The organism is Paracoccus sp. MA, assembly GCF_020990385.1.
Lineage (GTDB): Bacteria > Pseudomonadota > Alphaproteobacteria > Rhodobacterales > Rhodobacteraceae > Paracoccus.
Map to the genome: position 1 here is coordinate 1,108,917 of NZ_CP087598.1, position 13,058 is coordinate 1,121,974.

General features: G+C 66.9%; 14 protein-coding genes and 1 tRNA gene. 10 read left to right on the plus strand and 5 right to left on the minus strand.

Going from position 1 to position 13,058, the window contains the following annotated elements; translation table 11 throughout:
- Positions 1 to 269 precede the first annotated feature (269 nt).
- From LOS78_RS12565 to LOS78_RS12590, 6 genes are all read left to right on the plus strand, one after another.
- Positions 270 to 830, plus strand: a complete 561-nt coding sequence (locus LOS78_RS12565; protein WP_198021811.1) for a F0F1 ATP synthase subunit delta — start codon at positions 270 to 272, stop codon at positions 828 to 830.
- The gene (gene atpA, locus LOS78_RS12570) at positions 830 to 2,365 is read left to right on the plus strand and encodes a F0F1 ATP synthase subunit alpha (RefSeq protein WP_028712158.1); all 1,536 of its coding nucleotides are present in this window, start codon (positions 830 to 832) and stop codon (positions 2,363 to 2,365) included. Before LOS78_RS12565 ends, atpA begins: the two co-directional genes overlap by 1 nt.
- Positions 2,366 to 2,377: 12 nt before the next feature.
- The gene (locus LOS78_RS12575) at positions 2,378 to 3,250 is read left to right on the plus strand and encodes a F0F1 ATP synthase subunit gamma (protein ID WP_028712157.1); all 873 of its coding nucleotides are present in this window, start codon (positions 2,378 to 2,380) and stop codon (positions 3,248 to 3,250) included.
- Between the two features lie 17 nt (positions 3,251 to 3,267).
- Complete coding sequence (gene atpD, locus LOS78_RS12580) at positions 3,268 to 4,692, plus strand: F0F1 ATP synthase subunit beta (RefSeq protein ID WP_028716622.1); 1,425 nt, start codon at positions 3,268 to 3,270, stop codon at positions 4,690 to 4,692.
- A 9-nt stretch (positions 4,693 to 4,701) separates the two neighbouring features.
- Positions 4,702 to 5,148, plus strand: coding sequence for a F0F1 ATP synthase subunit epsilon (locus tag LOS78_RS12585; RefSeq protein WP_028712155.1), 447 nt, complete (start codon positions 4,702 to 4,704; stop codon positions 5,146 to 5,148).
- 96 nt (positions 5,149 to 5,244) lie between these two features.
- Complete coding sequence (locus LOS78_RS12590) at positions 5,245 to 5,595, plus strand: H-type lectin domain-containing protein (RefSeq protein WP_230378438.1); 351 nt, start codon at positions 5,245 to 5,247, stop codon at positions 5,593 to 5,595.
- Between the two features lie 8 nt (positions 5,596 to 5,603).
- Here the strand turns inward: LOS78_RS12590 and LOS78_RS12595 are convergent, their stop codons facing one another.
- The gene (locus tag LOS78_RS12595; RefSeq protein WP_028716621.1) at positions 5,604 to 6,374 is read right to left on the minus strand and encodes an alpha/beta fold hydrolase; all 771 of its coding nucleotides are present in this window, start codon (positions 6,372 to 6,374) and stop codon (positions 5,604 to 5,606) included.
- Positions 6,371 to 6,970, minus strand: coding sequence for a 2-hydroxychromene-2-carboxylate isomerase (locus LOS78_RS12600; protein WP_230378439.1), 600 nt, complete (start codon positions 6,968 to 6,970; stop codon positions 6,371 to 6,373). The genes LOS78_RS12595 and LOS78_RS12600 overlap by 4 nt, the downstream gene beginning before the upstream one ends.
- Before the next feature lie 81 nt (positions 6,971 to 7,051).
- Between LOS78_RS12600 and LOS78_RS12605 the strand changes: the two genes are divergently transcribed.
- On the plus strand, positions 7,052 to 8,071 hold the full coding sequence (locus tag LOS78_RS12605) for a ribose-phosphate pyrophosphokinase (protein ID WP_230378440.1): 1,020 nt from the start codon (positions 7,052 to 7,054) through the stop codon (positions 8,069 to 8,071).
- A 71-nt stretch (positions 8,072 to 8,142) separates the two neighbouring features.
- Here LOS78_RS12605 and LOS78_RS12610 read toward each other — a convergent pair whose 3' ends face one another.
- The 3 genes from LOS78_RS12610 to rlmB form a co-directional block, all read right to left on the minus strand.
- The gene (locus LOS78_RS12610) at positions 8,143 to 8,595 is read right to left on the minus strand and encodes a CoA-binding protein (RefSeq protein WP_028712150.1); all 453 of its coding nucleotides are present in this window, start codon (positions 8,593 to 8,595) and stop codon (positions 8,143 to 8,145) included.
- A gap of 183 nt (positions 8,596 to 8,778) precedes the next feature.
- On the minus strand, positions 8,779 to 9,138 hold the full coding sequence (locus LOS78_RS12615) for a YHS domain-containing (seleno)protein (RefSeq protein WP_230378441.1): 360 nt from the start codon (positions 9,136 to 9,138) through the stop codon (positions 8,779 to 8,781).
- Positions 9,139 to 9,291: 153 nt separating this feature from the next.
- Entirely contained in the window at positions 9,292 to 10,089 is a 798-nt protein-coding gene (gene rlmB / locus LOS78_RS12620) for a 23S rRNA (guanosine(2251)-2'-O)-methyltransferase RlmB (RefSeq protein WP_230378442.1), read from the minus strand.
- 164 nt (positions 10,090 to 10,253) lie between these two features.
- Here rlmB and LOS78_RS12625 point away from each other — a divergent pair.
- The 3 genes from LOS78_RS12625 (at position 10,254) to LOS78_RS12635 (ending at position 12,673) form a co-directional block, all read left to right on the plus strand.
- A tRNA-Tyr gene (locus tag LOS78_RS12625) sits at positions 10,254 to 10,337 on the plus strand.
- Positions 10,338 to 10,750: 413 nt separating this feature from the next.
- Entirely contained in the window at positions 10,751 to 11,959 is a 1,209-nt protein-coding gene (locus LOS78_RS12630) for a Hint domain-containing protein (protein ID WP_230378443.1), read from the plus strand.
- A gap of 123 nt (positions 11,960 to 12,082) precedes the next feature.
- Positions 12,083 to 12,673 (plus strand): DUF1176 domain-containing protein, encoded by a 591-nt coding sequence (locus LOS78_RS12635; RefSeq protein ID WP_230378444.1) that lies wholly within the window; start codon positions 12,083 to 12,085, stop codon positions 12,671 to 12,673.
- Positions 12,674 to 13,058: the final 385 nt, after the last annotated feature.

Consider the following 13,058-nt stretch of genomic DNA (forward strand, 5'->3'; position numbering starts at 1 on the left):
AAAAGGGAATCTGTTCGCGCGCGCGAAGGGCGGGGTGGGCCGCATGTTTGCGCAATCGGTCGCCGCGCCGCTCCGCCAAGGGTCGCAAAGCCTCATATTTCCGTGTTCAAGGCGGTTGCGGCAGGGAAAATCACCTGCTAGAGACGCCGCAGATTTCGGGAAGGCCTCAGCCCGATCCATGCTAGGGCCGACCCTTGACCCGCGCTCCGCGACAGACCGGCCCGCCAGCCGGCCCGCCAGCGGAGCTTGCGCTAACCGGAAGGATGACCGTGGCCAATTCCGCTTCGATTTCCGCTGATATCGCCGGGCGTTACGCGCAGGCCCTGTTCGATCTGGTTCGGGACTCGGGCGGCCTCGACGCCCTCTCCGCCCAGATCGACGATCTGGCCTCGGCCTTTGACGCCAGCGAGGATCTGCGCGCTCTGACCGTCTCGCCCCTTTACGACCGTCAGCAGCAGGAGGCCGCGATCGGCGCACTGGCCGGGCGCATGGGCCTGTCGGCCGAGCTGGCCAACACGCTGCGCCTGATGGCCCGGAACCGCCGGCTGTTCGCCCTGCCGCAGTTCGTGGCCAAGCTGCGCGGCCTGATCGCCGACGCCAAGGGCGAAGTCACCGCCGACGTGGTCAGCGCCCAGGCGCTGAGCGACGAACAGAAGACCCGCCTTGCGGACACGCTGGCCGCGAAATCGGGCAAGAAGGTCAAACTGAACGCGCGCGTCGATGAAAGCCTCATCGGCGGCATGATCGTCAAACTGGGCTCGCAGATGATCGACAGCTCGATCCGCTCGAAGCTCGCCTCCCTCCAGAATGCTATGAAAGAGGTCGGATAATGGGAATCCAGGCAGCCGAAATCTCGGCCATCCTCAAGGATCAGATCAAGAATTTCGGTCAGGACGCCGAGGTGGCCGAGGTCGGGCAGGTGCTGTCCGTCGGTGACGGCATCGCCCGCGTCTATGGCCTGGACAAGGTTCAGGCCGGCGAGATGGTCGAATTCCCGGGCGGCATCCGCGGCATGGTGCTGAACCTTGAAACCGACAACGTCGGCGTCGTGATCTTCGGCGACGACCGCGACATCAAGGAAGGCGACACCGTCAAGCGGACCGGCGCCATCGTGGAGGTTCCCGCCGGCAAGGAGCTGCTGGGCCGCGTCGTGGATGCGCTTGGCAACCCGATCGACGGCAAGGGCCCGCTGAACGCCTCGGAGCGCCGCATCGCCGACGTCAAGGCCCCTGGCATCATGCCGCGCAAATCGGTGCACGAGCCGATGGCGACCGGCCTGAAATCGGTGGACGCCATGATCCCGGTCGGCCGCGGCCAGCGCGAGCTGATCATCGGCGACCGCCAGACCGGCAAGACCGCCATCGCGCTGGACACCATCCTGAACCAGGCGAACTACAACGGCCGCGAGGCCGATGGCATGAAGACCCTGCACTGCATCTATGTCGCCGTCGGCCAGAAGCGCTCGACCGTGGCCCAGCTGGTGAAGAAGCTGGAAGAGACCGGCGCCATGGCCTACACCACCGTCGTGGCCGCGACCGCCTCGGACCCGGCGCCGATGCAGTATCTGGCGCCCTATTCGGCGACCGCCATGGGCGAGTATTTCCGCGACAACGGCATGGATGCGCTGATCATCTATGACGACCTGTCGAAACAGGCCGTGGCCTATCGCCAGATGTCGCTGCTGCTGCGCCGCCCGCCGGGGCGCGAGGCCTATCCGGGCGACGTATTCTACCTGCATTCGCGCCTGCTGGAGCGTTCGGCCAAGCTGAACGAGGCCAATGGCGGCGGCTCGCTGACCGCGCTGCCGATCATCGAGACCCAGGCGGGCGACGTGTCGGCCTATATCCCGACCAACGTGATCTCGATCACCGACGGCCAGATCTTCCTGGAAACAGAACTGTTCTTCCAGGGCATCCGCCCGGCCGTGAACACCGGCCTGTCGGTGTCGCGCGTCGGCTCGGCCGCCCAGACCAAGGCGATGAAATCCGTCGCCGGCCCGGTCAAGCTGGAACTGGCCCAGTATCGCGAGATGGCGGCCTTCGCGCAGTTCGGCTCGGACCTCGACGCCGCGACGCAGAAGCTCCTGAACCGCGGCGCCCGCCTGACCGAGCTGATGAAGCAGCCGCAATACTCGCCGCTGACCAATGCCGAGATCGTCATCGTCATCTATGCCGGCACCAAGGGCTATCTGGACGGCATCCCGGTCCGCGACGTGACCAAGTGGGAGCAGGGGCTGATCCAGTATCTGCGCAACCAGAAGGCCGATCTGCTTGAGGACATGACCAGGAACGACCGCAAGGTGGCGGGCGAGCTTGAGGATGCGATCAAGGCAGCGCTGGACGGCTACGCCAAGACCTACGCCTGAGGGGAGGGATAGATGCCCAGCCTCAAGGATCTCAAGAACCGGATCGGCAGCGTCAAGAACACGCGCAAGATCACCAAGGCGATGCAGATGGTCGCCGCCGCGAAACTGCGCCGCGCGCAGGAAGCGGCGGAGGCCGCGCGCCCCTATGCCGACCGGATGGCCTCGGTGATGGCCGGGCTGACCGCTGCGGCGGCGGGCTCGGACCTGGCGCCGCGGCTGCTGGCGGGGACCGGCGAGGACCGCCGTCACCTGCTGGTGGTGATGACCTCGGAGCGCGGGCTTGCGGGCGGGTTCAACTCGTCCATCGTCAAGCTCGCCCGCCAGCGCCTGCAGGACCTGCAGGCGCAGGGCAAGCAGGTGTCGATCCTGACCGTCGGCAAGAAGGGCCGCGAGCAGCTCAAGCGCGAATATGGCGAGCTCTTCGTCCATCACGTCGACATGAGCGAGGTCAAGCGCATCGGCTATGACAATGCGCGCGCCATCGCCGACGAGATTCTCGACCGGTTCGACGCCGGCGGGTTCGACGTGGCGACGCTGTTCTACAACCGCTTCGAATCCGTCATCAGCCAGGTTCCGACCGCCCGGCAGATCATCCCCGCCGTGGTCGAGGAGGGCGAGGCCGAGGCCTCGGCGCTCTATGACTACGAACCGGACGAGCACGCGATCCTGAACGACCTGCTGCCGCGCTCGGTGGCGACGCAGGTCTTTGCGGCGCTGCTGGAGAACGCGGCCTCGGAACAGGGCGCGCGGATGACCGCCATGGACAACGCCACGCGCAACGCCGGCGACATGATCGACAGGCTGACGACGGAATACAACCGCTCGCGTCAGGCCGCGATCACCAAGGAACTGATTGAAATCATCTCGGGCGCAGAGGCGCTCTGACACGTAGAGGTAGAGACATGGCAGAGGCCAATGGAAAAATCACGCAGGTGATCGGCGCCGTCGTCGACGTGCAGTTCGACGGCCAGCTTCCCGCGATTCTGAACGCTCTGGAAACCGAGAACAACGGCAAGCGCCTGGTGCTGGAAGTGGCCCAGCACCTGGGCGAGAACACCGTCCGCACCATCGCCATGGACGCGACCGAAGGTCTGGTCCGCGGCCTGCCGGTGAAGGATACCGGCGGCCCGATCATGGTTCCGGTCGGCGATGCGACCCTGGGCCGCATCCTGAACGTCGTCGGCGAGCCGGTCGATGAAGGCGGCCCGGTCGAGGCGTCCGAGACCCGCGCCATCCACCAGCCGGCCCCGGATTTCGCCGCCCAGGCGACCGCGTCCGAGATCCTGGTCACCGGCATCAAGGTCATCGACCTGCTGGCCCCCTATTCCAAGGGCGGCAAGATCGGCCTGTTCGGCGGCGCCGGCGTCGGCAAGACGGTTCTGATCATGGAACTGATCAACAACATCGCCAAGGTGCATTCGGGCTATTCGGTCTTTGCCGGCGTGGGCGAGCGGACCCGCGAAGGCAACGACCTTTACCACGAGATGGTGGAATCGGGCGTCATCAAGCCCGACAACCTGTCGCAATCGCAGGTGGCGCTGGTCTATGGCCAGATGAACGAGCCTCCCGGGGCGCGGATGCGCGTGGCGCTGACCGGCCTGACCCTGGCCGAACAGTTCCGCGACCAGTCGGGCACCGACGTTCTGTTCTTCGTCGACAACATCTTCCGCTTCACCCAGGCCGGTTCCGAGGTGTCGGCGCTTCTGGGCCGCATCCCCTCGGCCGTGGGCTACCAGCCGACGCTGGCCACCGACATGGGCGCGCTGCAGGAACGCATCACCTCGACCAAGGCCGGCTCGATCACCTCGGTGCAGGCGATCTACGTTCCGGCCGACGACCTGACCGACCCGGCGCCGGCGACCTCCTTCGCGCACCTCGACGCCACGACCGTGCTGTCGCGCGCGATCTCGGAGCTTGGCATCTATCCGGCGGTTGACCCGCTCGACTCGACCTCGCGGATCCTCGATCCGGCCATCGTCGGCGAAGAGCATTACCAGGTCGCCCGCGACGTCCAGGGCATCCTGCAGAAATACAAGTCGCTGCAGGACATCATCGCCATTCTCGGCATGGACGAGCTGTCGGAAGAGGACAAGCTGACCGTGGCCCGCGCCCGCAAGATCCAGCGCTTCCTGTCGCAGCCCTTCGACGTGGCCAAGGTCTTCACCGGCTCGGACGGCGTGCAGGTGCCGCTGGAGGACACGATCCGCTCGTTCAAGGCGGTGGTGGCCGGCGAATACGACCACCTGCCGGAAGCGGCCTTCTACATGGTCGGCGGCATCGAGGAAGTGAAAGCCAAGGCTCAGCGTCTCGCCGCTGACGCGGCGTAAGGAGGCGACATGGCCGACACGATGCAGTTCGACCTCGTCTCGCCGGAACGGAACCTGGTTTCCGTCCCGGTGCGCGAGGTGCGCCTGCCCGGCGCCGAGGGCGACCTGACGGCGATGCCCGGCCATGCGCCGGCCATCGTCAACCTGCGCCCCGGTCTGGTGACCGTGGTGGCAGGCGACGGGTCCGAGACGGAATTCGCGGTGACCGGCGGCTTCGCCGAGATCAACAACGACTCCGTCACCCTGCTGGCCGAACGCGGGCATCCCCGCGCCGAGATGACCCAGGAGGTCTTCAACGAGATGATGGCCCAGGCCCATCGTCGCGTTCAGGCCGCCAAGGAACGCGAATCCGCCGGAGAGGAGCTGGTCGCCGCCGCGGTCAAGCTGCTGGCCGACATGGAGGCGCTTGGCACCCATATCGGGCTGGACCCGAACCAGGCCAATTTCCCGCATTAGCTGGATATTGACTAAAAGGATAATAAGCCCCGGTTTTCCCGGGGCTTTATTTATCCGCTGCCGTGGAATTTCATGGTGCGAAGGGAGGAGCGCGCCTTGAGACGTTTTGGACATTTCGCCGTGGGCGTCGCCCAGGGCTCGGCCGAGATGTTTTCGGCCTTCGAGAGCGGCGGGCCGATGTGGACCGGCCACGGCCCGCGGGTCGAAACCCAGGACGTGCGCTTTGACGAAAGCTTCGCCGAGCCGCCGGTGGTGCATGTCTCGCTGAGCATGTGGGACATCGACCGCAACGCCAACCAGCGCGCCGACATCCAGGCGGTGAACATCACCCGGCAGGGTTTCGCGCTGCAGTTCCGCACCTGGGGCGACACCCGCGTGGCGCGGGTGCGGGCCAGCTGGATGGCCGTCGGCCCGGTCCGGCATGAAGAGGACTGGGATCTGGAATGATCCGCCGCTCAGGCGCGGTCCAGATTCAGCCCGATCAGCTCGGCCACCTGCCGGGGATGGGTGATCGGCAGCATGTGGCCGGCCCCCGGAACGCGGGCGCGCCCGACATCCGGCAGGCGGGCCGCCAGCGCGTCGGCGATTGCCGGGATCACCGGCGGCGATTCCTCGCCCATGACGATCAGCACCGGCGCGTCGATGGCCTCCAGCCCGCCCTCGCGCAGGATATTGGCGGTATCCTGGCGCAGCGCCTCGTTGCTGGCCTGGACCAGATGGATCTGCCGCGCCAGACGCGCCTTGCCCGCGGGGGTCTGCGATTGCCAGTCGAGCCCGCCCCAGATGGCCAGGAAAGCCTCGGCCGCCTCGGCATCCGCGCCGGCGGCAAGCCGCGCCGCGATATCGTCCAGCAGCGCGTCGTTCATGGCCTCGGGCGCGGCGGCGAACAGCACCGGCTCGATCAGGGTCAGGCTGCGCACCGCCTCGGGTGCCGCCACGGCGATGCGCAGCGCGACGGTGGCGCCCATGCTGTGCCCGATCAGGTCCAGCGGCCGGTCGATCAGCGACGCCGCCTCGCGGGTCACGAAGGTATGGTAATCGGGCGGCCCGCCGGCCCAGTCGGGGCTCTGGCCATGGCCGGGCAGGTCGGGTGCGGCGATCTGCACGCGGTCGTGCAGATCCGCGGCGATGGGCCGCCAATAGCGGGCATTGCCCATCATGCAATGCAGCGCCAGGGCCGGGCGGTCCTCGTGCCCCGGCCAGCGCCTCAGATGCAGCGCGCTCACAGGCTTTCCAGGTGCCGGTCGAGGAAATCCAGCCGGTCCTGGCCCCAGAAACGCTCGCCGCTTTCGCGCACCACATAGAAGGGCGAGCCGAAGACGCCGGCCTCGACCGCCTCTTCGAGGTTGCGGCCGAAGGTCTCGGCCCCGACAAACAGGCCCTTGTTGGCAAGCTCGGGATCGAAGCCGGCGGCGGCGAGCCTGTCGCGGATCACCGCGTCGTCGGCGATGTCGGCATCCTCGGCCCAGACCGCGCGCAGGAAGCCCTGCACCAGCCCCGGCAGGTCGCCGCCGCCGGCCTGTTGCGCGGCGATGATGGCATAGGAGGAGGGCGCCGGGTTCACCGGCCAGAAGGCGGGCTTCAGCTTCAGGGGCATGCCCAGATGCTCGGACCAGCGCCGCAGCTCCTGCGCGCGGTATTCCATCCGCGAGGGGTGGCGGTTCGCCGGCCGCACGCCGCCGGTGCGGTCGAAAAGCTGCAGCAGATCCACCGGCTTGTAGGTGATCGTCGCGCCGTGGCCCGCGGCGACCCGTTCGAGCCGGTCGCCGGCCAGATAGGCCCAGGGGCTGGGTGTGCCGAAGTAATAGTCGATATGCGCCATGGGTGTGCCTCCGGGGTTTGCGGGCAGGCTAGCCCGGTGCTAAGCGGGGTGCAATCGCACGAATCCAGACAGGGAAAGCCCATGCCGGCCATGACCGAACCGAAGCTCATCGCGGGGAATGCGAACCGGCCTCTGGCCAATGCCATCGCCCGCCGCATGTCGATGCATCGCGGGATGAATGTCGCCCCCGTCGAGGCGCGGGTCGAGCGTTTCAACGATCAGGAGATCTTCGTCGAGGTCTATGAGAACGTCCGCGGCGAGGACATGTTCATCATCCAGCCGACCTCGAACCCGGCCAATGACAACCTGATGGAGCTGCTGATCATGACCGACGCGCTGAAGCGTTCGTCGGCGGCGCGCATCACCGCGGTGATCCCCTATTTCGGCTATGCCCGCCAGGACCGCCGCGCCAAGGCCCGCACGCCGATCAGCGCCAAGCTGGTCGCCAACCTGCTGACCGAGGCGGGGGTGGACCGGGTGCTGACGCTGGACCTGCATGCGGCGCAGATCCAGGGCTTTTTCGATATTCCGGTGGACAACCTCTATGCCGCGCCGGTCTTTGCCCTGGACATCAAGCATCATTTCCGCGAGCGGCTGTCCGATCTGATGGTGATCTCGCCCGATGTGGGCGGCGTGGCGCGGGCGCGGGAACTGGCGCAGCGCATCGGCGCGCCCTTGGCCATCGTCGACAAGCGCCGCGAGAAGCCGGGCGAGGTGGCCGAGATGACGGTGATCGGCGACGTGACCGGCAAGACCTGCATCATCGTCGACGACATCTGCGATACCGCCGGCACGCTGTGCAAGGCGGCGCAGGTGCTGACCGAGCACGGCGCGACCGAGGTGCATGCCTATATCACCCACGGCGTCCTTTCCGGCCCGGCGGTCGAGCGGGTGCAGGGCTCGGTGATGAAATCGCTGGTGATCACCGATTCCATCGAGCCGACCGAGAAGGTGAAATCCGCCTCGAACATCCGCATCGTGCCGACCGCGCCGATGTTCGCCCAGGCGATCCTGAACATCTGGAACGGCACCTCGGTCAGCTCGCTTTTCGAGGTCGATACGCTGGGGCCGATCTACGAAGGGCTCTATTCCGGCGTCTGACCGCAACCCGGACAAGGCAAGGCCCCGGATCCCAAAGGTCCCGGGGCCTTTTTCATGCGCTTCGGGCCGCGCTAGAGAAAGCGCGGGAATTCGATCTTGGGGCAGCGGTCCTCGATCACCGTCAGGCCGCGGGCGCGGGCGCGGCTGGCGGCAATCGGGTGGCGGATGCCAAGCTGCATCCAGATCGTGCCCAGCCGGGGCAGGTGGCCCATGGCTTGCTCGACGATGGCCGGCACCGCCTCGGGGCGGCGGAAGATGTCCACCATGTCCACCCCGGTTTCGGGCGGAATCGCCCGCAGGTCGGGATAGACCCTTTCGTCCAGGATGGTGCTGCCGGCATGGCCCGGATTGACCGGGATGATGCGGTAGCCCTGCGATTTCAGGTAACGGGCGACGCCCCAGGATGGTCGGGCCTCGTTCGGCGACAGGCCGACGATGGCGATGCAGCGCGCCGTGCGGGCGATGCGCGCAATGTCGTCATCGACCGGCGAGGTGCCGATATCGCGAAGTATTGCCAGGCTCATATGATCCTCCCCCAGATCTCAACCGAAAGTGGCATGGAAAAAGCGCCCGGTCCAGTGGTCTGGCCGGGCGCAAGTCGCGGAACGAGGGACAGTGATCTGAACATGACCGTTCCGTGGTCATGTCCGGTAAATAAATGGGAACCGTGGCCAAAAAGTTCCACCCCCATCGCAAAAAAGTGAGTTTCAGGGGTTCATGCGCGACCAGACGGCCTTGGCGCGCATCAGGATTTGCTGCGGATCGGCAAGAAGCCGCTCACGTGCCTGTTCCGAGCGCAGCAGATAGGTGCGCTGGCCGATCACCACGAAATGGCGCGGATTGCCCGGCTCTGACCGGCCCTCGGACAGGGCGACCACGCAAAGGCCGCCCAAGCCTGGGGCGTAAGCCTTTGGATTGGCTTCGAAAAGATTGCGGTTATGCTCGCTGGCGAAATGCCAGGCCTGGCCGCGCCAGACCGTGACCAGGTCGGTGCGCCCCGGCACCGCGGCGTTCTCGGTCCCGTAGGAAACCGGATCCATGCCGTCGAGGGCCCAATTCTGCGCCATTGCCCCGGAAACGGGCAAGGCGAGCAGCAGGCTGGCGAGAAACGGTCGAATCATGGCGGCGCTGGGGTGAGGGGCGATGCCTTCGATCTGGCAAAGCCATGGCCGATTCTCAACCCGGCCGGGCGATTTCTAGCGCCGATGTGATGGCCGCGCTCAGCTCTGTGATGCGGCATAGAGCGCCACCGCCGCCGCGTTCGAGACGTTGAGCGAGCCGAAATCCGCGGCGAAGGGAATCCGCAGGATGCGATCGCAGATTTCTCGGGTGCGCTCGCGCAGGCCGGGGCCCTCGGCCCCCAGCACCAGGCAGAGCGGCCGGCCCGCCAGTTCGCGCAGCCCCTCGGGCAGGGCCTCGGTGCCGGTGCCGTCCAGCCCCAGCACCACATAGCCCATGGCCTGCAGTTCGATCAGCGCCTCGGCCAGATTGGTGACCCGCAGATAGGGCTGCCGCTCCAGCGCGCCCGAGGCGGTCTTGGCCAGCGCCCCGGTCTCGGGCGCCGAGTGGCGCGCCGGGGCGATGACCGCGCGCGCGCCGAACACCTCGGCCGAGCGCAGGATGGCGCCGACATTATGCGGGTCGGTCACCCGGTCCAGCGCCACCAGCAGCGGTCGCCCCGGGCCCGACAGCGCCAGATCGGCCAGGCTGTCCCATTTCAGCGGCTTCACCTCCAGCGCCGCGCCCTGATGCACGCTTTCCGGCGGCAGCGGCACGGTTCGGTCGAAGCTGCGGGCATCCGCGATCTCGGCTTCAAGCCCCTCGGGCAGGGGGCCGAGGCGGTCCAGCGCGTTGCGGGTCACGACCAGCCGCAGCTTCTCGCGCCGCGGATTGGCCAGCGCGTCGCGCACGGCGTGCAGGCCGAACAGCCAGACGGTTTCGGCCGCGGCGGCGCGGCGGGCGCGTTCCTTGTCGATGACCCAGGCGGGCTTCTTGGTCTTCTGCGGTTTTTCGGCCATGTCGGATTCCCGGTTATGGTTCCGACTGCGCAGAAATCGCGGCCGAATGCAAGTTTTCCGGCCGCCGCGCCGCCCGGCCCAGAAAGCGCAAGATTCTGGCCGCATCCCGCTTGACGCCCCCGAGCGGGCGGGATAATCACCCCTCCACGCCGAGAGCGTTCGGCGGGCGACGTGCTGCAAGGTGCGGCAGCGGACTGTAACTCCGCCGGGGAGACCCATGCCTGGTTCGATTCCAGGGTCGCCCACCATTTTCCCAATCCCCGGAACCGGATGGTGAGACCAGTCGAGGCCGGATGACGGATCGCTGACCGCGATGCGCCGCCGTGCGTTTCCGCCACGGCCCACGACCGCGCCTCTGCAGCCATCGCCCTCGCGCAATGGTTGCATAGCAGGGTCGAGCGCCCTGCGCCGGCCCAAGGCCGGGTCCTCGATATCCGTGAAAAATACCCTAAGAACCGGCTGAACGGGCGGGCAAAAAAAATGCGCGCCGCGATGGGTTAACGTTTGCGTGAAAAGATCGAATCGCGCATAAGTTGATAGCGGGTTGCCTGGTTTCCTTTTTCCTTGTGCCGCAGTCACGCCATTCCCCACCGCAGGGGTGGCGCGAACTCGTCAACCCAATCGACCGCAATTGCTGCAGGTCTGTAACAAGGTTTATCCTATGCCCTATTTCACGGAAATTCCCCCCAGTTTGATCACGGTGGGGCTCGATGGCGAGATCGCCTTCGTGCCGAACACCTCGCTGCTCAACGCCTTCGAGAGCTCGCAGGAATTCGCGCAATATGACGTCGATGCCACCAGCGCGACGACGCTCAGCGCCGGCGACAACCTGACCCCGGTGGACGATACCGGCAATCCGCTGACCGCTCCCGGTACCTATCAGGGCTCGGCCACGGTGGCGAATGCCGCGGCCAGCGTGGGCATCCCCGGCGTGGCCACCGTCAGCCTGCAGGTCAATCCGATCAGCGGCCACCTGATGGAGGCCGATGGCACCTATTACTTCATCAGCGAAGAGCCGCTGGACGACGACCATCTTGCGGTGACCGCCAGCCTCACCTTGCCCGTTCTCGGGCCGATTTCGGTGACCGGGCCGATCTCGGGGATCGCCGATCAGCTTGCCGCCGCGGTCGGGCCGCTGCTCGGGCCGCTGGTTCTTCAGTCGGCCGACCTGCTCCAGAACACCGCGAACGGTGTTGTCGTGACCATGAATCACGACGTCAACGGCACGCTGACGCTGACCGATGACGAGGTGTTCTGCTTCGTCGCCGGCACCCTGATCGAGACCGACAAGGGCTTCGTTCCGGTCGAGGAGCTGAAGCTGGGCGACATGGTGGTGACCCGCGACAACGGCCTGCAGCCCGTCCGCTGGATCGGCTCGGTCAGGCTGAATGCGGCCAGTCTGCGGGCGCAGCCCAAATTGCGCGCGATCCGCATCCGGGCCGGCGCCCTGGGCCGCAACACCCCCTCGACCGACCTGCTGGTGTCGCCGCAGCATCGCGTGCTGGTGCGTTCGAAGATCGCGATGAAGATGTTCGGTGCCATGGAGGTTCTGGTGGCGGCCAAGCAGCTTCTGCAGGTCGAAGGCGTCGATATCGCCGAAGACCTGACCGAGATCGAGTATTTCCACATCCTCTTCGACCGGCATGAGGTCGTGAACTCGAACGGTGCGGCGACCGAATCGCTCTATACCGGGGCGCAGGCGCTGAAATCGGTGGGCCGCGCGGCCCGGGAGGAGATCTTCACCCTGTTCCCGATGCTGCGCGATGCCGGTTTCACGCCGGAAACGGCGCGGCATCTGCCTTCGGGCCGGCAATCGCGCAAGCTGGCCGTCCGCCATGCCCAGCATGGCCGGCCGCTGGTGCAGCACTGAACCAGGACGGGCTGCGGCGCATGCCGCGGCCCGTGCCGGACCGTCCCGGCGCGCTTGCCCGATTGACAGGGCACCGGGCGCCAGCAGAATGGAGGCAACCCCCTGAACGGAAAGGAAGGGTCGATGTTGCGCCGGTTCTGTTTGCTAGCCTTTTCGACGATCGGCGCTGCGGCGCTCTTGCATGGCGGCCCCGCCCGGGCGCAGATGGATGCCGGGCAGCTTTGCGTCAACCAATGCCTGTTCCACCATGGCCCCGCCTCAAGCCCGGCCTATCACGCCTGCGTGGCCGAGATCTGCGAGGGCAAGGGCCAGGTCCCCGGCGGACAGGCCGCGCCCTCCCGCCAGTGGCCGTCCGGCCCGGCCTGGGTCAGCGGCGTGGCCGGCGGCGGCCAGGGGCGGTACGCCGGCATCGAATCCGGGCGCCATTCGCTGAGCTACATGTGCAAGCGCGGCGAGAGCGGCATCCTGGCCGTCGAGGGAATGGCCGGCTCGGGCCGCTCGCTTGCCATTCGCGTTGACGGAACCTCGTTCCGGCCGCAATTCATCAGCAGGGGCGGCATGCGCTATACCAGTGCGGCCAGGGATTCTGCCTTGCTCCGCGCCCTGCTGTCCGGAAATGCGGTCGAGATTTCGGACGACCGCGGGCGCGTCCGCTTTTCGCTGTCCGGTTCCGGCGCGGCGATCCGCGCGGCGATGGCGGGTTGCGGCCTGTAAGACCGGCCGGGGCAGGGGTGTGCCCGCGCTTCGAATTGCGCCTTTCACGAAGCACCCTCTACCGCTTTTCGCACCGTCCCGACTGTCGTGGGAACGAGGGGTCCCCCGCCGGGAGCACGTATCCGGGTACGCGGCAACCGCCTTCCCAACTGCTCGGGCCCGGGCGCACAGGGGGACAAGCCGCAGAGCTGGGCGACCGGTGGCGTCTGCCGATGGACGACGCCGGAGGCCATCACCGGCCCATCGGACTGTTGCGATATTCTGGAGAAATGGTGCCCGGAGGCGGATTCGAACCACCGACACGCGGATTTTCAATCCTGCCTTCGCGTTCATGCTGTGGAATGAGAAATCCGGAGGACTCTCTCTAGAGGGTGAAAAATATACT

Excerpts from the sequence above, each read along its gene's own strand:
- LOS78_RS12575 (WP_028712157.1), top strand. The coding sequence starts at position 2,378 with ATGCCCAGCCTCAAGGATCTCAAGAACCGGATCGGCAGCGTCAAGAAC.
- atpA (WP_028712158.1), top strand. The coding sequence starts at position 830 with ATGGGAATCCAGGCAGCCGAAATCTCGGCCATCCTCAAGGATCAGATC.
- LOS78_RS12585 (WP_028712155.1), top strand. The coding sequence starts at position 4,702 with ATGGCCGACACGATGCAGTTCGACCTCGTCTCGCCGGAACGGAACCTG.
- LOS78_RS12600 (WP_230378439.1), bottom strand. The coding sequence starts at position 6,970 with ATGGCGCATATCGACTATTACTTCGGCACACCCAGCCCCTGGGCCTAT.
- rlmB (WP_230378442.1), bottom strand. The coding sequence starts at position 10,089 with ATGGCCGAAAAACCGCAGAAGACCAAGAAGCCCGCCTGGGTCATCGAC.
- LOS78_RS12605 (WP_230378440.1), top strand. The coding sequence starts at position 7,052 with ATGCCGGCCATGACCGAACCGAAGCTCATCGCGGGGAATGCGAACCGG.
- LOS78_RS12610 (WP_028712150.1), bottom strand. The coding sequence starts at position 8,595 with ATGAGCCTGGCAATACTTCGCGATATCGGCACCTCGCCGGTCGATGAC.
- LOS78_RS12615 (WP_230378441.1), bottom strand. The coding sequence starts at position 9,138 with ATGGCGCAGAATTGGGCCCTCGACGGCATGGATCCGGTTTCCTACGGG.
- LOS78_RS12635 (WP_230378444.1), top strand. The coding sequence starts at position 12,083 with ATGTTGCGCCGGTTCTGTTTGCTAGCCTTTTCGACGATCGGCGCTGCG.
- LOS78_RS12630 (WP_230378443.1), top strand. The coding sequence starts at position 10,751 with ATGCCCTATTTCACGGAAATTCCCCCCAGTTTGATCACGGTGGGGCTC.
- atpD (WP_028716622.1), top strand. The coding sequence starts at position 3,268 with ATGGCAGAGGCCAATGGAAAAATCACGCAGGTGATCGGCGCCGTCGTC.